Annotated in this window: 24 protein-coding genes; 15 read left to right on the forward strand and 9 right to left on the reverse strand. The window is 73.6% G+C overall.

Annotated elements, in window-relative coordinates; translation table 11 throughout:
- Positions 1-242 precede the first annotated feature (242 nt).
- Complete coding sequence (locus tag ACFWI4_RS23430) at positions 243-1,715, forward strand: hypothetical protein (protein WP_387199503.1); 1,473 nt, start codon at positions 243-245, stop codon at positions 1,713-1,715.
- Between the two features lie 36 nt (positions 1,716-1,751).
- Here the strand turns inward: ACFWI4_RS23430 and ACFWI4_RS23435 are convergent, their stop codons facing one another.
- On the reverse strand, positions 1,752-2,990 hold the full coding sequence (locus ACFWI4_RS23435) for a threonine/serine exporter family protein (RefSeq protein ID WP_387199394.1): 1,239 nt from the start codon (positions 2,988-2,990) through the stop codon (positions 1,752-1,754).
- Positions 2,991-3,242: 252 nt separating this feature from the next.
- Between ACFWI4_RS23435 and ACFWI4_RS23440 the strand changes: the two genes are divergently transcribed.
- From ACFWI4_RS23440 to ACFWI4_RS23455, 4 genes are all read left to right on the forward strand, one after another.
- Positions 3,243-4,712, forward strand: coding sequence for an APC family permease (locus tag ACFWI4_RS23440; protein WP_385397345.1), 1,470 nt, complete (start codon positions 3,243-3,245; stop codon positions 4,710-4,712).
- Positions 4,709-5,146, forward strand: coding sequence for a hypothetical protein (locus ACFWI4_RS23445; RefSeq protein WP_385397347.1), 438 nt, complete (start codon positions 4,709-4,711; stop codon positions 5,144-5,146). Before ACFWI4_RS23440 ends, ACFWI4_RS23445 begins: the two co-directional genes overlap by 4 nt.
- 2 nt (positions 5,147-5,148) lie before the next feature.
- A complete protein-coding gene (locus ACFWI4_RS23450; RefSeq protein WP_387199506.1) occupies positions 5,149-6,507 on the forward strand; it encodes a dipeptidase in 1,359 nt (452 codons plus the stop codon).
- Positions 6,508-6,641: 134 nt separating this feature from the next.
- Positions 6,642-7,037: a molybdopterin-binding protein gene (locus tag ACFWI4_RS23455; protein ID WP_385397349.1), complete on the forward strand. Its 396-nt coding sequence runs from the start codon at positions 6,642-6,644 to the stop codon at positions 7,035-7,037.
- Positions 7,038-7,058: 21 nt separating this feature from the next.
- On the opposite strand, the gene ACFWI4_RS23460 is transcribed toward ACFWI4_RS23455, so the two are convergent.
- Complete coding sequence (locus tag ACFWI4_RS23460; protein WP_387199398.1) at positions 7,059-7,556, reverse strand: molybdopterin-dependent oxidoreductase; 498 nt, start codon at positions 7,554-7,556, stop codon at positions 7,059-7,061.
- A gap of 217 nt (positions 7,557-7,773) precedes the next feature.
- On the opposite strand from ACFWI4_RS23460, the gene modA reads away from it, so the two are divergent.
- Genes modA through ACFWI4_RS23475 form a run of 3 tightly spaced genes read left to right on the forward strand, consistent with a single transcriptional unit; the run spans position 7,774 to position 10,620 of the window.
- The gene (modA, locus tag ACFWI4_RS23465; RefSeq protein WP_387199401.1) at positions 7,774-8,619 is read left to right on the forward strand and encodes a molybdate ABC transporter substrate-binding protein; all 846 of its coding nucleotides are present in this window, start codon (positions 7,774-7,776) and stop codon (positions 8,617-8,619) included.
- 52 nt (positions 8,620-8,671) lie between these two features.
- Positions 8,672-9,541, forward strand: coding sequence for a molybdate ABC transporter permease subunit (gene modB / locus ACFWI4_RS23470; protein ID WP_387199404.1), 870 nt, complete (start codon positions 8,672-8,674; stop codon positions 9,539-9,541).
- Complete coding sequence (locus tag ACFWI4_RS23475) at positions 9,538-10,620, forward strand: ABC transporter ATP-binding protein (RefSeq protein WP_387199407.1); 1,083 nt, start codon at positions 9,538-9,540, stop codon at positions 10,618-10,620. Before modB ends, ACFWI4_RS23475 begins: the two co-directional genes overlap by 4 nt.
- On the opposite strand, the gene ACFWI4_RS23480 is transcribed toward ACFWI4_RS23475, so the two are convergent.
- Entirely contained in the window at positions 10,617-10,742 is a 126-nt protein-coding gene (locus tag ACFWI4_RS23480) for a hypothetical protein (RefSeq protein ID WP_387199410.1), read from the reverse strand. The genes ACFWI4_RS23475 and ACFWI4_RS23480 overlap by 4 nt on opposite strands.
- 93 nt (positions 10,743-10,835) lie before the next feature.
- Between ACFWI4_RS23480 and ACFWI4_RS23485 the strand changes: the two genes are divergently transcribed.
- Positions 10,836-11,294 (forward strand): cupin domain-containing protein, encoded by a 459-nt coding sequence (locus ACFWI4_RS23485; protein ID WP_385397359.1) that lies wholly within the window; start codon positions 10,836-10,838, stop codon positions 11,292-11,294.
- A 192-nt stretch (positions 11,295-11,486) separates the two neighbouring features.
- Positions 11,487-11,918 carry an ATP-binding protein gene (locus tag ACFWI4_RS23490; protein WP_385397361.1) on the forward strand — a complete coding sequence of 144 codons (432 nt, stop codon included), beginning with the start codon at positions 11,487-11,489 and terminating at the stop codon, positions 11,916-11,918.
- A gap of 125 nt (positions 11,919-12,043) precedes the next feature.
- On the opposite strand, the gene ACFWI4_RS23495 is transcribed toward ACFWI4_RS23490, so the two are convergent.
- Both ACFWI4_RS23495 and ACFWI4_RS23500 read right to left on the reverse strand, forming a co-directional pair.
- Positions 12,044-12,247, reverse strand: coding sequence for a cold-shock protein (locus ACFWI4_RS23495; RefSeq protein ID WP_020871138.1), 204 nt, complete (start codon positions 12,245-12,247; stop codon positions 12,044-12,046).
- A 278-nt stretch (positions 12,248-12,525) separates the two neighbouring features.
- A complete protein-coding gene (locus ACFWI4_RS23500; RefSeq protein WP_385397363.1) occupies positions 12,526-12,840 on the reverse strand; it encodes a MerR family transcriptional regulator in 315 nt (104 codons plus the stop codon).
- A gap of 201 nt (positions 12,841-13,041) precedes the next feature.
- Here ACFWI4_RS23500 and ACFWI4_RS23505 point away from each other — a divergent pair, with 201 nt between their 5' ends.
- Positions 13,042-13,887 (forward strand): hypothetical protein, encoded by an 846-nt coding sequence (locus ACFWI4_RS23505; RefSeq protein ID WP_385397365.1) that lies wholly within the window; start codon positions 13,042-13,044, stop codon positions 13,885-13,887.
- A 103-nt stretch (positions 13,888-13,990) separates the two neighbouring features.
- Here the strand turns inward: ACFWI4_RS23505 and ACFWI4_RS23510 are convergent, their stop codons facing one another.
- Together ACFWI4_RS23510 and ACFWI4_RS23515 are read right to left on the reverse strand one after the other, a co-directional pair.
- Entirely contained in the window at positions 13,991-14,212 is a 222-nt protein-coding gene (locus ACFWI4_RS23510) for a hypothetical protein (RefSeq protein WP_037614735.1), read from the reverse strand.
- 531 nt (positions 14,213-14,743) lie between these two features.
- Complete coding sequence (locus ACFWI4_RS23515; RefSeq protein ID WP_387199415.1) at positions 14,744-15,340, reverse strand: hypothetical protein; 597 nt, start codon at positions 15,338-15,340, stop codon at positions 14,744-14,746.
- Between the two features lie 509 nt (positions 15,341-15,849).
- Between ACFWI4_RS23515 and ACFWI4_RS23520 the strand changes: the two genes are divergently transcribed.
- Positions 15,850-16,407, forward strand: coding sequence for a SigE family RNA polymerase sigma factor (locus ACFWI4_RS23520; protein WP_387199418.1), 558 nt, complete (start codon positions 15,850-15,852; stop codon positions 16,405-16,407).
- A complete protein-coding gene (locus ACFWI4_RS23525; protein ID WP_387199421.1) occupies positions 16,397-17,086 on the forward strand; it encodes a hypothetical protein in 690 nt (229 codons plus the stop codon). Before ACFWI4_RS23520 ends, ACFWI4_RS23525 begins: the two co-directional genes overlap by 11 nt.
- Positions 17,087-17,112: 26 nt before the next feature.
- On the opposite strand, the gene ACFWI4_RS23530 is transcribed toward ACFWI4_RS23525, so the two are convergent.
- The gene (locus ACFWI4_RS23530) at positions 17,113-18,456 is read right to left on the reverse strand and encodes a tetratricopeptide repeat protein (protein WP_387199424.1); all 1,344 of its coding nucleotides are present in this window, start codon (positions 18,454-18,456) and stop codon (positions 17,113-17,115) included.
- Positions 18,457-18,607: 151 nt separating this feature from the next.
- On the opposite strand from ACFWI4_RS23530, the gene ACFWI4_RS23535 reads away from it, so the two are divergent.
- Together ACFWI4_RS23535 and ACFWI4_RS23540 are read left to right on the forward strand one after the other, a co-directional pair.
- A complete protein-coding gene (locus tag ACFWI4_RS23535; protein ID WP_387199427.1) occupies positions 18,608-18,760 on the forward strand; it encodes a hypothetical protein in 153 nt (50 codons plus the stop codon).
- Positions 18,761-18,860: 100 nt separating this feature from the next.
- Positions 18,861-20,108, forward strand: a complete 1,248-nt coding sequence (locus ACFWI4_RS23540; protein ID WP_387199431.1) for an amidohydrolase — start codon at positions 18,861-18,863, stop codon at positions 20,106-20,108.
- A 49-nt stretch (positions 20,109-20,157) separates the two neighbouring features.
- On the opposite strand, the gene ACFWI4_RS23545 is transcribed toward ACFWI4_RS23540, so the two are convergent.
- Positions 20,158-21,435 carry a hypothetical protein gene (locus ACFWI4_RS23545; protein WP_387199434.1) on the reverse strand — a complete coding sequence of 426 codons (1,278 nt, stop codon included), beginning with the start codon at positions 21,433-21,435 and terminating at the stop codon, positions 20,158-20,160.
- Positions 21,436-21,527: the final 92 nt, after the last annotated feature.

A 21,527-nucleotide genomic window follows, 5' to 3' on the forward strand; every position in this document is an offset into this window, starting at 1 on the left:
GACGAAACTCTGACGTCCACCTTGGTGGCCCCCGTCCCGGCGGCCTCCCGGCCTAGCGTGCCAGGGTGAACCGCGAACTCCCCCGTGAGCTGGTCCCCGACCGCCCCGAAGCGCCCTCGGACCCCCCACCGGATCCCCCCGCGCCCCCGCCCGCGACCCCTTCCCCGGCGCCCTTCCGGAGCCTGTCACCGGTGCTGTCCCGGGCCCGTTCCCTGGCCGGGTCCCCGGGCCTCGGCCTGGCGTTGCTGAGCGACCGGCCCCGGGCCGTCCGGCGCGATCTGGCCGCCGCGCTGGCCGGGGCGCTGCTCGTGCTGACGGCCGCGGTCGTCGGCTACGTCATCGAGCACCGCGACGGCACGCTGTTCGTCAGCGCCGCTCCGCTGTACGGGCACTGGGGACCCCACCTCGGACCCGGCACCCCGGCCGCGCTCGCCGTCGCGGTCGCGGTGGTGGCGTACGGGCCCCGCCTCGCCGCCCGGCTGCCCTGGCGGAGGCTGCTGCCCGCCGTGTGGGTCACGACGACGGCGTGGACGTTCTCCCTCGCGCTGATCGACGGCTGGGCGCGCGGTGTGGCCCGGCGCCTGACCACGCGGTACGAGTACCTCCAGGTCATCACGCCGGTCGACCGCTTCCACGACATCCCGGCCGCCCTGCGGGACTTCACCCACCACATCCTGCTGCACTCCCCCGGCCACTGGCCCGCGCACATCGCCGGTCATCCGCCGGCCGCCACCCTCACCTTCGTCCTGCTCGACCGGATCGGACTGGGCGGCGGGGCCTGGGCGGGCGTCTGGTGCATCACCGTCGGCGCGACGGCCGGGGTGGCGGTGCTCGTCACCGTCCGCGTCCTGGCCGGGGAGGCTCTCGCCCGGCGCGCCGCGCCGTTCCTTGCCCTCGCCCCCGCGGCCGTGTGGATGGGCACCTCGGCGGACGGCTACTTCGCGGCCGTCGCCGCCTGGTCCCTGGCCCTGCTCGCCCTCGCGGTCACCGGGCACCGGCCGCGGACGGCCGGGCTCGCCTCCGGACTCCTCCTCGGCCTCACCGCGTACCTGTCGTACGGTCTGACCCTGGTCTGCGTGATCGCCTTCGCCGTGCTGCTGCTGGGGCGCGGCCCCAGGATCCGCCCGCTCCCGTACGTCCTGGCCGGACTCGCCGTCGTCCCCGCGGTGTTCACCCTGCTCGGCTTCGACTGGTGGGAGGCGTACCGCTTGTTGGTCGTCCGCTACTACCAAGGAGCGGGCGGGGTACGGCCGTACGGCTACTGGGTCTGGGCGAATCTCGCCTGCACCGTGCTGATCACGGGACCGGCCACCGTGGCGGGACTGCGCCGGGCGGCCGCGGCGACCGCGCGGATCGCGACGGCGGCCGTACGGGGGAGCGGGGCACCGGCCCACGAGAACCCCGCCGCCGCCCCGGACCTCGGGACCTCGGCGAGCCGGGACCCCGCCGGCTTCGCGACCCCGGACCCGGGGGGCTCCACGGTGACGGCGGACGGCGCCGCCCCGCGGCTCGCCGTTCTCGTCGTCGCCGCGCTGGCGGCCCTGCTCGTCGCGGATCTCTCCGGCATGAGCAAGGCGGAGACCGAACGCATCTGGCTGCCGTTCGCGATGTGGCTCCTGGCGGCCCCTGCGTTCCTCCCCCGCCCCCGGTCCTGGCTCGTCGCCCAGGCGGCGACGGCCCTCCTCCTCAACCACCTGCTGCTGACGGGCTGGTGACACCGGCGCCGACCCCGCACGCTCCGGGGCCGGCGTTCAGGAGTCGGTGTCCGCAGGCTGGGCGAGGATCGCGCCGAACACCAGGCCCACGGCGATGGCCGTGACGATCGTGACGAGTTTCAGCAGGTCGCGGAAGCCCTCGATGACATAGCCGCCCGCCAGGGTGGTCAGTCCGCGCATGCCGAGGGAGCCGACGGTGAGGGTGAAGAAGCCGGGCAGGAGCAGCACCAGCCGGGGCGGCCGGTCCGGCCGCAGGGCGAGCCGGGTCGCGGCGGCGGCCAGGACGGCGGCCGCGACGAACGTGCCGCCCGTCTCGCCGATCGCCTTGGTGGCCAGGGACTGCACGGCAACGGTGACGTAGACCAGCACGAGCAGGGGCAGCAGCAGCCGGAAGGGGATGGCGAAGGCGAGCAGGGTGCCGACGGTGAAGACGATCCAGCTCAGGAACAGGGCCCAGCGCGGCAGGTCGGAGGCGGCGGCGATGTCGAAGAGGGCGCGGGTGGAGGTGCCGGTGAGGTACAGGCCGAGCAGGACGCCGACGTAGAGCTGGACGAGGAGGAAGGCGGAGTAGACGAGCCGGATCGCGCCGGTGGTGATGTAGCCGGCGGCGAGTTCGGCCGTGGCGGCGCTCAGATAGTCGCCGGGGACGAAGAAGAACAGCGCGGGCAGCATCAGCAGGACCGGGCCGCCGTGCGAGACGTCACGGGCGAACACCTCGACGGTGATCACGGAGACGGTGACCGAGACGACCAGCGGGAGCACCAGGGCGAACCGGGGGACACGGTCCGCGGCGACGGCCAGCACGGCGGCGACGGTGCCGAGGACCGCGGTGGCGCCGACCTCGTACCAGGTGGACTGCATGAGCGGCGCGAAGCCGAGGGTGAACAGGACGATGCCGAGCAGCTTGAGCCACCACGGGTAGGGCGGCCGGGAGGTCTCGATCGCGGCCAGCCTGCGGTTCGCCTCGCTCACACCGGTCCGTCCCGCCCGTACGTCCTGGACCAGCGGTTTCAGGGCCACGACCTGGTCGAGCCTGAAGACCTCGGGCACCCCGTGCAGGATCACCGTGCGGGAGTCCCCGCCGGTGCGGACGGTCAGCGCGGCGCCGTCCGGTACGAGCAGCACGGAGGCGTCGGCGTCCAGCGCGCGGGCGGTGTCCCGGACGGTCCGCCCGATGGTGCCGGCGCCCTCGCCGCTGGACCGCAGCAGCAGCCCGGTCAGCCGGGCCAGGAAGGCGGCGGTTTCGTCACCCGTGGCGCCCGTGTCCGCTGTCATCGGCCACCTCCCCTCGGCACCTGACCGCCCGCCCGCCGGATGCGCGGTCCGTCCCCAGCCTGTGGAGCCACCGGCCGACCGGGCCAGCGAGGCGGTCCGAACGGGTGAGGGACCGGCCTGCGGCGGCCGGACGTGGGCGGTGGACCCCGGGGAGGTGCCGGTCACTCGGACGGGTCACCCCGCGCGCGGCGGCCCCGGTCCCCGCCGAGGCTGGGGCCCATCGCTGTCGACACGGAGACTGGGAGGCGTCCGATGAGCTCCATGGACATGCCCGCGGACGCGCCACGGCAGAAGGCGCAGGCAGCGAGGGCCACGATCCCGGCCGCGCCACGGCTCACCTGGCTGACGCTGGCCCTCATGACGACCGCCTCGGTCGCCAGCCTGCGGGCCGCCCCCACGATGGCGGTGTACGGGCTCGCCTGCGTGTTCCTCTACCTCGTCCCGGCGATCGTGTTCCTGCTGCCGACCGCCCTGGTCTCGGCGGAGCTGGCCTCGGGCTGGAACGGCGGTGTCTACCGCTGGGTGAGCGAGGGGCTGTCCAAGCCGCTCGGATTCCTCGCCGTGTGGTGCCAGTTCGCGATGACGATCTTCTACTACCCGAGCCTGCTGGCCTTCGTGGCGAGCACCATCGCGTACATCATCGACCCGGCCCTGGCCTCCAGCGGTCTCTACACCGCCATCGTCATCGTGGTCCTGTACTGGACCGGCGTCTGGGTCTCCTCGCGCGGCACCAAGGCCCTTGCCGGACTGTCCAGTTGGGGCCTGGTCATCGGCACCCTGGTGCCCGGCACGATCCTCGTCGTGCTCGGCATGGTCTTCCTGGCCCAGGGCAACCCCTCGGCCGCGCCCATGACGGCGAGCCATCTGCTGCCGGAGTGGACGGGCCTGGCCAGCCTCGTCCTGATCGTCAACAACTTCCTCTCGTACTCCGGCATGGAGATGAACGCGGTCCACGTGTCCTCGCTGAAGGACCCGGCGAAGGAATACCCGAAGTCGATGTTCCTGGCGATGGGCCTGGTGCTGCTGATCTTCATCCTGCCCGCGCTGGCCATCAGCTGGGTGGTGCCCGCCGACCAGACCAGCCTCACCGCCGGTGTCATGCAGGCGTTCGACGCGTTCTTCTCGTACTTCGACATCGGCTGGATGACACCGATCGCGGCGGTGATGCTGATCTCGGCGTCGCTGGCCGGGATGCTGACCTGGCTCGCCGGGCCCTCCAAGGGCCTGCTGGAGATCTCCCGCAGCGAGGGCTATCTGCCGCCGTACCTCCAGCAGCTGAACCGCTTCGGCATCCAGCAGAACATCCTGGTCACCCAGGGCATCGTGACCACGGTGATCGCGCTGGGCTACGCCTTCATCCCGAACGTCTCCAACGTGTACTGGATCTTCTCGACGATCACCACGCAGGTGTACCTCATCGTCTACCTGCTGATGTTCGTCGCGGCGATCCGGCTGCGGAAGAACCAGCCCGACCACCCGCGCGGCTACCGCGTCCCGGCACTGACCCTGGTGTGCGTCGTCGGGTTCCTGGCCTCGGCCGCGGCCATGGCCATCGGCTTCGTGCCGCCCTCCCAGTTCGGCAGCAACAGCGTGGTGGTGTACGTCGTCATCATCGGCTGCGGACTCGGCGTCCTGGGTCTGCTGATCCCCTGGGCGTTCCTCAAGTTCCGCAAGCCGAGCTGGCAGTCTGAGGCGGCTCGCGAGGAGGAGGCGGGGGCATGAGTCCCACCCGGTTCGCATCCGAGCACAAGTGGATCTACTACGGCGCGATCGTCATCCTGCTCGGCCTCGTCGTGGCCGGACTCGTGCGCTACAAGGCCATCACGACGAACAACAAGGCCACGAGCAAGGCCAACGAGCTCGCCGACGCCGCCGTGAAGGCCGGACTCCCGCGCCCCGACACCGAGTTGATCGCCAGCCTGCTGGGCACCGACGGCGGTCTGGTCTGCGACGATCCGGCCAGCGCCCTCAAGTCGGCGCTGTGGAAGATCAACGTGTCCAACGGCGCCGCGTTCGTCGGTCAGCGGCCCGTCATCGGCGACGGCAGGGCGCTCCGCGCGGAGGCCACGATCATCGAGATCTACTGCCCGGAGAAGCTGGACAAGATCAACGACAAGCTCGACGGCCTGAAGACCGACGACACGGTGAGGCGGTGACCATGTCCGAACTCGCCGGGAGGATCGCCGCCTTGATGGGCCGGGCCAGGACGGACCTGGCCGAACTGGTCGCCATCCCCTCCGTCGCCGACCCGCGCCAGTACCCGCCCGAGGAGTGCCGGCGGGCCGCGCAGTGGGTGGCGGACGCCTTCACCGAGGCAGGACTCCACGACGTCCATCTCGCCGAGACACCCGACGGGAGCCACGCGGTCATCGGCCACCGCCCGCCGCCGCCCGGCGCCCCCACCGTTCTGCTGTACTGCCACTACGACGTCCAGCCGCCGCTCGACGACGACGCCTGGACCACACCGCCCTTCGCCCTCACCGAACGCGACGGCCGCTGGTACGGGCGCGGCACCGCGGACTGCAAGGGCAACATCGTGATGCACCTGACCGCCCTGCGCGCGCTCGGCGACGACATCCCGGTCGGCCTGAAGTTCGTCGCCGAGGGCTCGGAGGAGCAGGGCACGGGCGGCCTGGAGAGCTATGTCGCCGAGCACCCGGAGCAGTTCCTCGCGGACGCCCTCCTGGTGTGCGACACCGGGAACGCCGAGGTCGGCACGGGCACCGCCACCGTCACCCTGCGCGGCCTGGCCAACGTCGTCGTCACCGTCGACACCCTGGCCGGGGAGATCCACTCGGGCATGTTCGGCGGCCCCGCCCCGGACGCGCTCGCCGCCCTGATCCAGCTGCTCTCCACCCTGCGCGACCCGGCCACCGGCGCCACCCGTGTCGAGGGACTCGACTGCGAGGGCACCTGGGAGGGCGCCGGCTACGACGAGGAGCAGTTCCGCGCCGACGCCGGAGTGCTCGACGGCGTCCGGCTCACCGGGACCGGCACGGTCGCCGACCGGCTGTGGGCCCGCCCCGCCGTCACCGTCCTCGGCATCGACTGCCCCCCGGTGGTCGGCTCCGCCGCCGCCGTACCGCCCACCGCGCGGGCCCGGGTCAGCCTGCGGATCCCGCCCGGCACGGCCCCCGCGACCGCCCGCGCCGCCCTCACCCGGCACCTCACCGAGGCCGCGCCCTGGGGCGTACGGGTGCGCGTCGAGGACGAGAGCTCCGGGGCCCCGTTCAAGGCGGCCACCGACGGCCCCGCCTACGCGGCACTCGGCCGCGCGATGAACGAGGTCTACGGCAGACCCATGGCCTTCCTCGGCCAGGGCGGCTCCATCCCGCTGTGCAACGTACTCGCCGAGACCTACCCCCGCGCCGAGATCATCCTCATGGGCGTCGAGGAACCCAAGTGCCTCATCCACGCCCCGAACGAGAGCGTCGACCCGGACGAGATCGAGCACATGGCCCACGTCGAGGCGCTGTTCCTCCGCTCCTACGCGGACGCGAGACAACGCGGCCGCTGAACGAATCCCCCGGCCCCACGTCCCCGTACCGGCCGGACCGCGGACACGGGACCTTCCGCCCTGTTCACAACGGCTCGCGCCGCGCCCGGGGTTCGGCTTGCAGGGGGGTGAGGCGCCTGCCTATCGTCGCGCCCATGCAGTCCTACACGATCGGCCAGGCCGCGCGGCTCCTCGGCGTGAGCCCCGACACCGCCCGCCGCTGGGCGGACGCCGGGCGGGTGGCCACGCACCGGGACGACAGCGGACGGCGCCTCATCGAGGGGCGCGACCTGGCCGCGTTCTCCGTGGAACTGGCCGGAGCCGGGGGCGAGGAGGGCGCCACCTCGTACACCTCGGTCCGCAACTCCTTCCCCGGCATCGTCACCGCCGTCAAGCTCGGTGATGTCGCGGCCCAGGTGGAGATCCAGGCGGGACCCCACCGGCTGGTCTCCCTGCTGACCCGGGAGGCCGTCGAGGAACTGGGCCTGGAGGTCGGGGTGGAGGCCACGGCCAAGGTCAAGTCCACCAACGTGCACATCGACCGCGCCTGACCGGCCGCGGGCCGCGGGCGCTCAGCCGGGGATCGTGTCCGGCCAGGACGGGTAACAGCCGTCCACCCTGATGGTGTTGATGCCGCTGATGTGCCGGGCCCCGCACCGGTCCTGCGGCAGGACCAGCTGCGGTCCGGCCCGGTCCAGCGGAGTGCCGTCGATGCCCACCGCCAGCAGCACCGGGGCGTCCGCGAAGTCGGGGTCGATCTCGGCCCAGGTGAGCAGCGCGTGATGACCGTCCGCGCCCGCCACCGCGATGAGGAAGCGCAGCCGGTCCTTGCGCCGGCCCGGGTCGAAGCGGGGCCCGGCGTCCCGCAGCACGTCGTGCAGCAGCGGGCCCTCGAAACCGTGGTGCCGCACCCCGCTGGTGGCGCACTCGAAGGCGACCCGCACCCGGTGCTGGGGCCAGGCGAGCAGGTCGGGCACGGTCAGCAGGGCGGGCCGGGCGAGGTCACCGGTCAGCGCGAGTTCGGCGAGCGGGGGAGCCGGCGGTGTCGGCTGCGTCAGGGACTGGCTCACGGGACAGCACCTCCCGGTGGACCGTACCCCGGGGGCGGCACGAGGCAAACGCACATGCGTACATCCGAAGCCGCTGGGCACAGCTCATGCGATACGACAGGAGACGTACAGCTTGCATATGCGGAAGTATGATCGGGCCATTGCAGAACGTGAGCCCAGGACTGAGGATCACGACGGAGGCTTCAGCGAGCCTCAGAGTCTTCGAGGGAGTAGATCCGTGACGACCCGACCCGCGCGCCGGACCCGCCGCACCACCCGGACCCTTCAGGCGGCCGGCGTCGGCGCCGCCGCGCTGCTGGCCCTGAGCGCCTGCTCCTCCTCCGACGGCGGCTCCGGCTCCTCGGACGCGAAGAAGCCGTCCGGGTCGTCCTCGTCGAAGCTGTCCGGCACGGTCACCGTGTTCGCCGCCGCCTCGCTGAAGGAGAGCTTCACGGCCCTCGGCCAGGAGTTCGAGAAGGCGCACCCGGGCACCAAGGTCACCTTCAGCTTCGGCGGCAGCGACAGCCTCGCCGCGAGCATCACGGGCGGCGCCCCGGCCGACGTCTTCGCCGCGGCCAGCCCGAAGACGATGGCCATCGTCACCGACAAGGGCGACGCTACGGGCACGCCCGCGACCTTCGTGCGCAACCAGCTGGAGATCGCCACCCTGCCCGGCAACCCGCACAAGGTCGCCTCCCTGAAGGACCTCACCAAGTCCGGCCTCAAGGTCGTCCTGTGCGACAAGACCGTGCCCTGCGGCGCCGCCGCGCAGAAGGCGCTGGACGCGAGCAAGCTGAAGCTCACCCCCGTCTCGTACGAGCAGGACGTCAAGAGCGCCCTGACCAAGGTGGAGCTGAAGGAGGCCGACGCGGCGGTCGTGTACAAGACCGATGTGAAGGCCGGGGGTGACAAGGTGGAGGGCGTGGAGTTCCCCGAGTCCGCCGACGCCATCAACGACTACCCGATCGCCCTGCTCAAGGACGCGCCGAACGCGGCCGCGGCCAAGGCGTTCATCGAGCTGGTGCGGTCCGCCGAGGGCCAGAAGGTCCTCACGGAGGCCGGGTTCCTGAAGCCCACGTCCTGACCCCGCCGTACCGGGTGCCCCGAGCCCGCCTCCCGAAGCCGTGAGTGATCGCGTGACCTCGCCCGACAAGTCCGGTGCCCCGGCCGACACCCTCGTGGGTGGGCCGCGGCCCGGGCGCGGCCGGACACGGGGCGGGACGCGGGGCGGGGCACCGCTCGCCCTGCTGCTCCCGGCCCTCGTCGGGCTCGCGTTCCTGCTCCTCCCGCTGGTCGCCCTGCTCGTCCGGGCGCCCTGGCACAGCATGCCGGAGCAGCTCACCAAACCAGGGGTCTGGCAGGCGCTGCGGCTGTCCCTGCTCTCGGCGACCGCGGCCACCGCCGTGAGCCTGGTGCTCGGGGTGCCGCTCGCCTGGCTGCTGGCGCGTACGGACTTCCCCGGGCGCGGACTCGTTCGGGCCCTGGTCACCCTGCCCCTGGTCCTGCCCCCGGTGGTCGGCGGTGTCGCGCTGCTGCTGGCCCTCGGCCGCAACGGTGTCGTGGGCAGACTGCTCGACAGCTGGTTCGGGATCACGCTGCCCTTCACCACGGCCGGGGTGGTCGTGGCCGAGGCCTTCGTGGCGATGCCCTTCCTGGTGATCAGCGTGGAGGGCACCCTGCGGGCCGCCGACCCGCGCTACGAGGAGGCCGCCATGACCCTCGGCGCCTCCCGATTCACCGCGTTCCGCCGGATCACCCTGCCCCTCATCGCACCCGGCATCGCCGCCGGCTCCGTCCTGGCCTGGGCCCGCGCCCTCGGCGAGTTCGGCGCGACCATCACGTTCGCGGGCAACTTCCCGGGCCGCACCCAGACCATGCCGCTCGCCGTCTATCTGGCCCTCCAGAGCGACCCCGACGCGGCGATCGCCCTGAGCCTCGTCCTGCTCCTGGTCTCGGTCGCGGTGCTCGCCGGACTGCGGGACCGCTGGATGACGGCGGCCTCATGACCACGACGAACCCGCCGGGAACCGTCGAACCCTCCGGCCAGGGCCTGGACGCCCGTCTCGTCGTCCGGCGCGGCTCGTTCCTCCTCGACGTCGAACTGAGCGCCGCCCCCGGCGAGGTCGTGGCCCTGCTCGGCCCGAACGGCGCCGGAAAGACGACGGCGCTGCGCGCGCTGGCCGGACTCACCCCGCTGTCCGAGGGCGGCCGGCTGCGGCTGGACGGCGTAGCGCTGGACCGTACGCCGCCCGAGTCCCGGCCCGTCGGCGTCGTCTTCCAGGACTACCTGCTCTTCCCGCATCTGTCCGCGCTCGACAACGTGGCCTTCGGACCGCGCTGCCGGGGCGTGTCCAAGGCGGAGGCCAGGACGCAGGCGGCCGCGTGGCTGGAGCGCATGGGCCTCGCCGAGTTCGCGGGGACCAGGCCGCGCCGGCTCTCCGGCGGGCAGGCGCAGCGGGTCGCCGTCGCCCGCGCCCTCGCCACCCGTCCCCGGCTGCTGCTCCTCGACGAGCCGCTCGCCGCGCTCGACGCCCGTACCCGCCTGGACGTGCGGGCCCAACTCCGGCACCACCTGGACGACTTCGAGGCCGTCGCCGTCCTCGTGACGCACGATCCGCTGGACGCGATGGTCCTCGCCGACCGGCTCGTGGTGGTCGAGGACGGCCGGGTGGTCCAGGAGGGCGGCCCCTCGGACATCGCCCGCAGGCCCCGCACCGACTACATCGCCCAGCTCGTCGGGCTCAACCTCTACCGCGGCGAGGCCGAGGGCCACACCGTACGGCTGGAGGCGGGCCCGGAGATCACCACGACCGAGCGGCTCGACGGGCCCGTGTTCGTGGCGTTCCCGCCGAGCGCCGTGACGCTGCACCGCGACCGGCCCACCGGCTCCAGCGCCCGCAACCTGTGGCGGTGCGGGGTCGCGGGACTGGAGACGCACGGCGACCAGATCCGCGCGGCCCTCACCGGTGAACTCCCGCTCGCCGCCGACCTGACGACGGTCGCCGCGGCGGAACTCGGCCTGCATCCGGGCTCGACGGTCTGGGCCACGGTGAAGGCGGCCCAGACCCACGCGTATCCGGCCTAGCCCCTCGCGGGGACCGGCGCCGCGCGGACCGTCACGCGGTCGAACTCGCCCACCCGGCCGGTGGCCTCCTCCCGCGACACCGGGTGCGTGCCGGTGATCCCGGAGCCGCGCTCCTCGTACACGGCGACGGCGTCGGCCCTGCGGGGACCAGAGATCCGGGCGTGTCCACCGGGAGTTGGTTGATCCCCCTTTCGGCCGCGTGATAGAGGCAGGGGGTGACTACTCCTGACGCCGGGATCCCGGCCCTGGCCGCCGCCCTGGACATGCGACCCCACCCGGAGGGCGGCTGGTTCACCGAGACCTGGACGGCGCCGCAGGCGTTCGTGCCCGACGGCTATCCGGGCCCACGCGCCGCCGCCTCCGCCATCTACTTCCTCCTCGCGCCCGGTGACACCTCGGCCTGGCACACCGTCCGCTCGGACGAACTCTGGCTGTGGCACCGCGGCGGCCCCCTCGACCTCCTGCTCGGCGGCGCCGGGTCCGGCCCCCAGTCCACCCCGCAGGTGGTCAGGCTCGGCCCCCGGATCGAGGCCGGGGAGCGCCCGCAGGTCCTCGTCCCGGGCGGGGTCTGGCAGTCCGCCAGGCCGGCCGGTGACGAGGAGGTTCTGGTCAGCTGCGTGGTGGCGCCCGGCTTCGACTACGACGACTTCCGGCTGCTGGACTCCGGGCGCTGAACGCGGCCCCGGGGCGCCCTGACGTGTCCGTGGCAGCTTTGTGACGCACGTCCCTGGTTGCGGATCGCCCGGGAGGGGCATCACCCGAGGGCAGGACCGGCCGCGCACCGTTTCGCGCGGGGTCCCGGCCGACAGGGACGGAGCCGTCGGCGGGGGCCTGTCGTCCTGGGAGGGGGAAGAGAGGTGTCAGTCATGCGTGCGCACCAGCGCACCGTCCGGCCGACCGCCCGCGTGGAGTACACACTGCCGCGTACGGCCGTCTCGGCGGGCAGGGCCCGCAAGCTGACGACGGCGTTCCTGACCCGGCCCCGGCCCCGGCTCGCGCCGCCGACCGCGGACCAGGTGGACGACGCCACCCTGATCGCCTCCGAGCTCGTCGCCAACGCCGTGCGGTACGGCCGCAGCGGCTGCCGGCTGCGGCTCCAGCTGGGGCACGGGCGCGTGACCGTCGAGGTCCACGACGACAGCCCCGGAAGGCCGCGGATCGGCGTGCTCGACGCGGAATCGGAAAGCGGCCGGGGTCTCGCCATGGTCCAGCAGCTGGCCCACAGTCTGGAGATCGTCAGTACCGGCTTCGGCGGCAAGACCGTGCGCGCGGTCCTGGCGGTAACCGGTCCCGCCTGACCTGGTTTAGCGCCGCCGAAAAGGGGAACGGGCACCGAAAATTCATCGCAATTTCCATGACCGTAAATGCAGATGGCCGGCGCTCGCACCTCGCGGTGCGAACGCCGGCCATCCGGTGTCCCGGACTAGGCGGGGACGATGTTCTCCGCCTGCGGGCCCTTCTGGCCCTGCGTGACGTCGAAGGTCACCTTCTGGCCTTCCTGAAGCTCACGGAAGCCAGAGGTGGCGATGTTCGAGTAGTGGGCGAAGACGTCGGCGCCGCCGCCGTCCTGCTCGATGAAGCCGAAGCCCTTTTCCGCGTTGAACCACTTCACGGTGCCAGTAGCCATGTCAAATCTCCTTCGGGGCTAAGCTCGCAGATCCACACCTCGTGAACCCGCGCTGCCGCAATGAAGCCCCAACCGGAATGCACCGGAAAATCTTTGGGAACCACAACTGCAACTGAAATCGACAGTAGCACGTCAGCCGTCCCGAAGCGGGCGCACTATCTCACCCCGGCGCGGGGAATATCAAAATCTCGCGGGCCCGTGCAGCAAATTCTGTATCGGCCGGTGCAGATATTCGGGGACGACCGGAAACCCCTCCCCGAGGACCCCTGGCGGCCCGCTCAGGCGTCCTGGGGTGCCGAGCCGCGCAGCTCCGCGTTGATCCGCAGGGCCTCGTCGAGGCAGTCCTCCAGCGTGACGATTCTGCAGGCGGCCTCGACGGGAGTGCCCTGGTCGACGAGGTCCCGGGCACGGGCCACGATCCTGAGCTGGTTGCGGGAGTATCGGCGGTGGCCGCCCTCCGAGCGCAGCGGCGTGACCAGCCCGGCCTCGCCGACGGCCCGCAGGAAGGCGGGGGTGGCGCCGATCAGCTCGGCCGCCCGTCCCATCGTGTAGGCGGGGTAGTCGTCGTCTTCGAACCGGTCGGTGGGGCTCATGGTGCTTCCCTGGGGCGCATGCATCACCTTCCACTCTGGCAGATCCCGGCCGGCGCCGGACCGGATCGAGACGGCGGCGGCCGGTCCGGCGCCACGCCCGGGACTCACCCGGACGGACCGGTGCGCTGGTGAGGGGCCCCGGCCGGTGGTGGCGTGGAGGGACACAGCCCGACCTCGGGACCGTCCTCGGGAGGCCCTCGCATGATCCGTCCGTCCTGTCTCCTCGCCTCCGCCCTGACCGCGGGGATGCTGCTCTCGACGGCCGCCTGCTCGAACGGCGGGGGCGACGGCGGCTCCGGCCGTACGGACTCCTCCGCGTCCCCCGCCTCCACCGTCCCGGCCTCTCCCGTGGCCGAGGAGCCCGCCGCCGCCTCGGCCTCGCCCTCCGCCTCCCCGCGCGTGCTGACCAGGACCGAGGCGCAGTCGGCGCTGATCACCAACTCCGACCTGAGCTCCCAGTGGGAGGAGTCGAAGGGCGTGGCGGCCTGGCGCGACACGCTGCTCAAGAGCAAGGTCGACGCGTCGGCGTTCGTCACGGACAAGGGGAACGCCCAGCAGTGCCAGAAGCTGCTGGACGGCCTGTACTCGGAGAACCTGCTGGGCAAGCCGCTGGCTCCCGGCGCCGTCACCGGCTTCGACAACAACGCCGACGACGCCCAGATGCGCTACCAGGTCGCCTCGTACGGGAAGAGCTCCCTGGACACCCAGCTGAAGTGGCTGGCGACGCTGCCGGACGTCTGCGACCAGTTCACGGCCGTCAACGGCAGGGGCGACCGGCAGACGGTCCAGGTGATCTCGACGCATCTGCCCGACGTGGGGGACGCCCGTCAGGGCCTCCGGGTGACGATGACCGGTGAGCTGGAGGGCGACCCGGACACGCTGACGCTCGACTTCGCGGCGGTGCGGGTCGGCGACAGCGCCCTGTCCCTCACCAACGGCGGCCTCTCCGGCGCCGAGCACCAGTCGACCGAGCAGGCGGTGCAGGCGGGCACGAACCGGCTCACGGACGTCCTGGCCGGGAAGTCGCCCGCTCCGACACAGGGCTGAGGACCACCGCCCCGGGCCGCGGTCCGGAGGTGTCTCCGGACACACCTCGGCCCGGACAGCCGGGGGGAGGCTGCCGCGGGCCGGAGGTGTCAGTGGGTGCGGTTCAGAGCCGGTCCATCCGGGTGTAGGGGCTCAGGACGCGGACCTGGCGGGCGCCGAAGTCGACGAGCATCGCGATGCCCTCTTCGACGCCGACGATCGTGCCCAGGCCGTACTGGTCGTGGGAGACGCGGTCTCCGAGGCTGAACTCCTTGGCCACGGGGACTACGGGTGCAGCGAAGGGGCTGGTGGGCAGGTGGCGCCGGGGCGCGGAGGATTTACTCATCGTGAATCCAGTATGGGCCCTATTCCGGCGGGCGGTAGGGCTTGATGGTCTCGATCCCGCTCCGACTCGGCCACCCCGAGGACTACCGATCACGCCGGTCGCGCACCCGCCCGTCCGCTCCCCGCCCGCCCTGCCGGGCGTTCCCCGAGGTCAGCCGTCGGGGTGCCGGCTCCGCGATCTTTCCGGTGCGCTGGGCCGTCCGCCGGGCGAGCCTGTCGCGGACCGGACAAGGGGCCGTACGGGGTGCCGCGGCGGGTCGCGGGCGGGCCCGACCGGGCTCCGAGGCCCGCCCGGACCCGGGCACCACCGGGGGGCGTGCGCCCGCGCGTCACTCGCCGGGCCGCCCCGCGGAAGGCATCGGCGGGCGGACCGCTCCCAGGCGAACGGCCCGCCTGCCGGGCGCGGGAGCCGGACGCCCGGGACGGACGGGATGCCGGACCGCGAGAGCCGGGTGATGCCGGGACGGACGACGTGCCGGGCCGTGGGAGCCGGACACCCGGACGGAACCGTCCGGCTCTCGCGGACCCGGGATCAGCTCAGGTCGAGCCGGGAGTAGACCCGGCCCACGGTGTCGCGGACGACGACGTGCCGGAGGGAGAAGTCCTGGCCGGGGGCCACGTCGGTGCTGACGTACCAGACGCCCCAGCCGGGGTCGCCCGCGAGTTCCAGGAGCTTGGCGTGCAGGGTCCCGGCGGTGGTCCGCACCGTGACCCGCGAGGCGGTGCCCTTGCCGCCCCAGTACAGGCCGGAGAGCGTCCAGTGCCCCGCCGCCGTGCCCTCGCTCTGCGCCGAGACACCGGGCGTGCCGAGGTCGATGTTCCCGTCGACCACGCTCCTGAACTGCGGCTCCGGGTCGTCGGGCGTCGTCCAGTGCTTGCCCTCGGGCGTCAGCCAGAACTCGGCGCCGCCGGGCTCCGCGACGTGCTCGCCCGGCGCGACGATCCGGGCCGTGGGGGCGGTGCGCGCCGCCGGGCGCGCGGGAGCGTGCGCCGCGAGGGCGGTGACCGCGGCCGGACCGGCGGACGCGGACGCCGCCCGGTGGGACGGGGCGCCGTACGCGGACGTGGGCGCCGTGATCAGCGCGACGGCGACCACAGCGCCCGCCGCATACCTCTTCATACCTGTCATGATTCCTACAACTCCTTGTGAAAGTGCCGGTGTTCGGATGGTGCGGGGAGATGTTTCGGGCGGGGGCGCTCGCCGCCGGGGACGGTCGCCTCGTCCGGCGCGCCCGCGACGACCGGGACGGGGCGCGACGATCCGGCCGTTTCGAGCGTCATGAAGGGTGTACGGACATCCACCGTGGCGACGAGGGAGCGGCCCACCGTGAAATGCCTTGTGATTCCGGCTCCGGCCCGGACGGTGACCGCCGCTCCGGGCTCCCGGTGCGTACGGGGCCGGAAGCCGACGCGCCGCCCCTCGGCGGGGTTACGGTCCCGGCCCCGCCCCCGGGACCCCTCGGCGCCAGCGCCGACCATCAACCGCCTTTCCTCATGGGCCCGTTCGGACACCGTCACCGTGGTCATGGCGATCCCCCCGTGGTGTGTTCCGATGGGCGACGTACGGGGCCTGTACGCGCGGCGGGGGCGGCCGGGTTGCACACGGCCGGAGAAATCGCGGACATCCGGGCGGGGGGCATGACCGAGGAAGAGTTCGACGCGTTCTACGCGACCGCGTTCCCCCGGCTGACCGGCCAGCTCTACGCGTTCACGGGGGATCACGGCGAGGCGCAGGACGTCGTGCAGGAGGCGTTCGTCCGCGCCTGGGACCGGCGCGCGGAGTTCCTCGCCGACGGCGCTCCCGAGGCGTGGATACGGACCGTGGCGACCCGGCTCGCGGTGAGCCGCTGGCGCCGGGCCCGCCGTTGGCTGGAACTGGTGCGGCGCACACCGCCGGCCGACCACACCCCGGGCCCCGGGCCGGAGCACACGGCGCTCGTGGCCGCGCTGCGCACCCTGCCCGAGGCACAGCGGATGGCGATCGTTCTGCACCATCTGTGCGACTTGAGTGTCGAGCAGGTAGCCTCCGAAACCGGTGCCCCCGTCGGCACGGTCAAGGCCCGCTTGTCACGGGGCCGGGCGGCGCTGGCGCGGGTGCTCTCGGAGGATCCGGCGGACCTGGCCGGTTCCGCGCGCCCGTCCGGCCCCGTGCGCGCGCCGGGCGAGGGGGAGAGGGAGGGCGACCGTGTCCGATGAACTCACCTCCGCGCTGCGCGATCTGGCGACCGAGGGCGAACGCCCCCCGGCGCTGTCCGGAGCCGAGATCCGCGACCGCGCGAAGGGCCGCCGACGCCGGCGCCGGGCGGCCTGGGCCACGGCCGGCGCCTCCGTGGCGGGCGTGCTCGCCCTCGTCGCCGTGACGAACCTGGGCGGCACCTCGAAGCACGTGCAGCCGCCGGCCACGAGCCCCACCGTCAGCGCGAGCCCGCCGGTTGCGCCGCCGGACGCCACGATCGACCTGGGCCGGCGGGTGATCGCCGTCGCCGGTCGACGGCTGACGCTCCACTACGACAACCTGCCCGGATCCGCGCCGACGGTCCGGACGACGGTCAGCTCGAAGGAGGCCAGCAGGAAGGTCTCCTCCACGACGGTCGGTCTCGGCGGCGGCTACTCCTTCAAGGCGACCTGGGTGGTCGAACTCACCGCACCCGACGGCACGACGGACTACGTCGGGGCCCTGGGTTCCGGCGGCGAGAGCTTCTCCGACCCGGACCACGGCTGGATCGGCCTGGACGCGGCCGACGCCAAGCAGTTGTACGAGCGGCTCGCGCTGGGCTCGGTGGTCGAGCTCAGGTTCCCGTCGGGCCCCTCGTCCCCGTCGACGGTCTCCGGAGGCCCGGCCGGCCAGGGGTCCGGGACGGGCACGAGCCCCTGAGAGGGCTCAGGGGCCTCTGAGCCGTCTCAGAGGGGTGGCTGGGCCGGGGCCGGACCGAGGGTCGTCGTGCCCGGGGCGGTGCGATGGCCGAGGCCCGTGCGGTAGGCGTCCAGGGCCGCTTCGACCCGGCCGGTGCGCCGCAGCAGGTCGCCCAGCAGCCGGCACAGGTCCGCCAGGTCGCCCGCCGCGCCCGCCCGCTCCAGCAGGCTCATCGCCCGCACATAGTGCTCCTCGGCCGCCTCGGTGTCCCGGGTGTCCTCCGCGATGATCCCGAGCAGCCGGTGCGCGGCGGCCGCGTGGATGGCCCCCCGCTCGGAGTTGAGGTCGCCGAGCACCTGCCGCAGCAGCTCGTCCGCCTCCTCCGACCTGCCCCGCCGGTGCAGCACATCGGCCAGCTCCACCGCGACCTGGCTGGTGTAGAGCGCGGCCCGCTTGGCGGAGAGCATGGCCTGCGCCTCCCGCAACTCGCTCTCCGCACGCTCCAGTTCGCCGTTCTGGGCGTACAGGTAACCGCGCATCCAGTGGCAGTTGGCGAGCTCGGTGCGGATCTGGAGCTGCCGGTAGAGCTCGGCCGCCTTGGCCAGGGAGACGTCGGCCTCGGCGATACGGCCCTCCGCGATCATCGTCCGGGCCACCGACCGGTGCATCCGCGCCACCAGGGCCGGATCCTGGACCTGCGGCGCGAGGGCGAGCGCGAACTCGGCGGCCTGCGCGGCCCGGGCGTGCGCGCCCATGTCCATGTAGGGCGCGATGACCCCCGTGTAGAGGAGGAGCAGCGCCTCGGGATCGTGCAGTCCCGTCCGGTTGAGTTCGTCGAGGGTGGACTCGAACAGGTAGCAGGAGTAGCGGAGTTCACCGGCGAGATAGTGGGAGACCGCCCGGCCGCGCACGGCGGGCACCCGCTGCGGCAGCGGCGCGTCCCCCAGCCGTTGCTCCGACTCCTCGAAGCGCTGCCGCGCCGTCTCCAGGTCCCCGGTGTCCAGGGCGCACTCGCCGAGTCCGAGGAGGGCCGCCGCCTGTTCGGCGACCAGCCCGTGACCCTCCGCCTCCGCGAGCAGGGCGGTGTAGGCCCCCGCGGCGACCTCGGCCTCTCCGGTGGAGAGCGTGCGCTGGGCGTCGGTGAGCCGCAGCCGCAGATCGGTGGCGAGATGGGCGGGGCGCCCGGTCGCCAGTTCCTCGTAGGCGACTCCGAGCCGGCCGGCTATGTGCCGCAGCGCGGGCTCGGACGCCCGGACCCGGCCGGCCTCCAGCGTGGAGATGTACGCCGGTGTGTACACGGGTTCCGCGAGCTGTCGCTGCGTCAAACCTCGTTCTGTGCGCAGCTGTTGCACCCTGCGCCCGATGATCTCAGGGTCGTCCCGCTCCGCCATGGGTCAAGCATGCCATCAAGCCGAGTCGCGCCGGTCCGGCTTGCGGTCACGGTCCGGCCGAGCGGGCCCTCTTGCGGGGCGAGCCCGGGAGCCTCTACGTTAAGCGCCGGATTAAGCATGCTTAATACGCCGCTGTTGTTGCGAGGTCGCCGTGCTCCGACGTATTTCCGCGCGCTACTCCCGAGGGTTTCTCGCCGCCCTCGCCGCGGTGGCCGCGCTGGTCACGGCGGCGAACATCGGCCCGGCCAGAGCCGCCGAACAGGCCCCCGCCGCCCCGCCCTCCGCGTACACGAGCGCACCCTAGGACACCGGGGACCTCACGCGAGCAGGCAACCGGCGCACCGGCGTCGTACGGCCGCGGCGAACCCCTCGTACGCGGGAATCACGGCGCCTACAGTGACCCCGTGACCTCTGCCGCCGCACGCACCGCGCTGGACCTCACCGCCGACCTCCCGGTCCCCGCCCTGGAGGACCTCTACCGGGACCTGCACCGGCATCCCGAACTGTCCCTGCGCGAACACCGCACGGCCGTGGTCCTCGCGGAGCGGCTGCGCAAGGCCGGGTACGAGACGACCGAGGGCGTGGGCGGCACGGGTGTCGTCGGCGTCCTGCGGAACGGGGACGGGCCCACCGTGATGCTGCGCGCCGACATGGACGCGCTGCCCGTCGCCGAGGAGACCGGGCTGCCGTACGCCTCGGCGGCCGAAGGGGTCATGCACGCCTGCGGCCACGATCTGCACGTCACCTGGCTCGCCGGCGCGGCCGAGGCGCTCGCCGCCGGACGGGACACCTGGTCCGGCACCCTGGTGCTGGTCGGGCAGCCGGCCGAGGAGACCGGCGAGGGCGCGGCCCTCATGGTCGCCGACGGCCTCCACGAGCGCTTCCCGCGGGCCGACGTCCTGCTCGCCCAGCACGCGGCGCCCGGCCCCGCCGGGCTGTACGCGCACTCCCCGGGTCTGATCATGTCCGCCTCGACCGACCTCGACATCGTCGTGCACGGGCGGGGCGGGCACGGTTCGCGGCCCGAGGCGACCGTCGACCCGGTGGTCACCGCCGCGTACATCGTGACGCGGCTCCAGACGGTCGTCAGCCGGGAGGTCGCAGCCCGGGACTCCGCCGTGCTGACGGTGGGACGGATCGAGGCCGGCACCCGGCACAACATCATCCCGTCCGAGGCGCGCATCGCCCTGAACCTGCGGACGCAGTCGCCGGACGTGCGGGAGCGGATGATCGCCGCCGTGCGGCGGGTCGCGGCCGGCGAGTGCGCGGCCGCCGGATGCCCCGCCGAGCCCACGGTGACCGTCGGCAGCGACTTCCCGGTGACCGTCAACGACGCCGCCACCGACCGCCGGATCGCCGCCGTGCACGGCGAGGTCTTCGGCGCCGGGACGGTCCTCGACCCCGGTCCGGCCATGGGCAGCGAGGACTTCCCCCGGCTCGCGGCCGGCCGGATCCCGTACTCCTACTGGTTCGTGACCAGCACCCCGGCCGACGTCTGGAACGCGGCCCCGGGCGGCGACGACCTCATGACCAGGCTCGCCGCCGTCCCCAGCAACCACAGTCCGCACTTCGCCCCCGACCTGTCCACGGTCGCGCCGGGCGTACGGACCCTGGTGTCGGCGGCGCTGGCCTCGCTGTCCCCCGGCGACTGACACCCTCCGGGACCGGGCACGCGGGCACCGGCACCGGCGGGCGGCCGGATCAGGGCTGGGTCTGCAACTGCCTCAGCTGGCGCCGCACATGGTCCAGCGCGCCCTCCCGGCGTCCGGGCACGTGCTGTCTCAACCGGGCCAGTTCCGAACCGAGTTCACGGGCCCGCTCCGGATCGCCGATCCGGCCCCACTGGTGGTGGGCGCGGTCCACGGCCGACTCGACCTCCGGCGCGCCCGGCGCCTGCCCCGCGTCCAGCCGGGTCGCCGCGAGCGCCAGCCAGCCACGGCAGCTGCGCTCGGCGTCCCCGGCCAGCATCGCCAGGTCGGCGCGCACCTCCATCCAGTGCAGCACCTGCTCGGCCCCCTGCCCGTACGTCCGCAGCGCCTCCCGCTCCCGGCGTGCCGCCAGCGCGAGGGCGTCCTCGTGACGTCCGTCGCGGACGGCCGCGGTGATCTCCTCGTGCGGGTCGGCGGCCGGTGGGCCACCGGGCCGCTCCGCCCGGGCGGGCGCCGGAACCGTCACCGCCGGGACCGGCACCGCCTGGACCGGCACCACGGCGGACGGGGCCGGGACGTGCGCGGCGGCGGGCGGGGCCGGGGGGAACGGCGGGGCCGCGGGCGTGCGCGGCGGGGCCGTGACCGTCGTGAACTCCGGTGCCGGGGGCCAGGGTTGTCCGGCCCACGAGCGTCCCGGCGCGAGCACGAGATCCGCCGCTCCCGGCCGGTCGGCCTCCTCGCCCGACAGCCTGGCCAGGGCCTGCTCGTGGAGCCGGCCGAGGGGAGGCCGGTGGCCGCTGCGCAGCAGGGTGGCGACCGCCCGCATGTACGTCGGCCTGCCCACCGTGCGACGGGACGGCGGCGGGGCGACGCGGCCGTACAGCTCGGCCGTGGGACCCGCGGTGAGCGGGCGCCCGGCGAGGAACTCCCAGGCGTCGGGGTCCGCGTGCAGGTCGACGAAGACGGTCGTCGAGCCCGGTGGCCGCAGCCGGAGCTCGTCGGCGAACCAGCGCCAGGGGAAGGCGGTGTAACGGACCGTCGCCGGGGTGGTGCGGGCCAGCGCGAGGTGCGGAAGCCGCTGGCGGCGGTCCAGTTGGAGCTGTCCCGTCACGAACATGGTCAGCGGGCCGGGGGCGGTCGCCGCCGCCCGCAGCCGGGTCAGCACGGCCTGCGGCTCCAGCGGGTCGGCCAGTTCGACGACGTTCGCCGTGCCGGTGCCCGACAGCACCGGCGGGGCGACGGCCGCGAGCACGGGGAGCACGGAGGCCGCGTCCACCAGACACCCCCTGCCCACCGGTGAGGCCGCGAGGAGCAGCACGGTTCCGGGCACAGGTTGCCTCCCCCATCGATCGGACACCCCAGCACCGTAACGGCTGCGCATGCAAAGAGGGGACGCGAAGAGACGAACGGCCCGCCGGGCCC

The sequence above is a fragment of the Streptomyces sp. NPDC127038 genome (genome assembly GCF_042725875.1).
GTDB lineage: Bacteria > Actinomycetota > Actinomycetes > Streptomycetales > Streptomycetaceae > Streptomyces.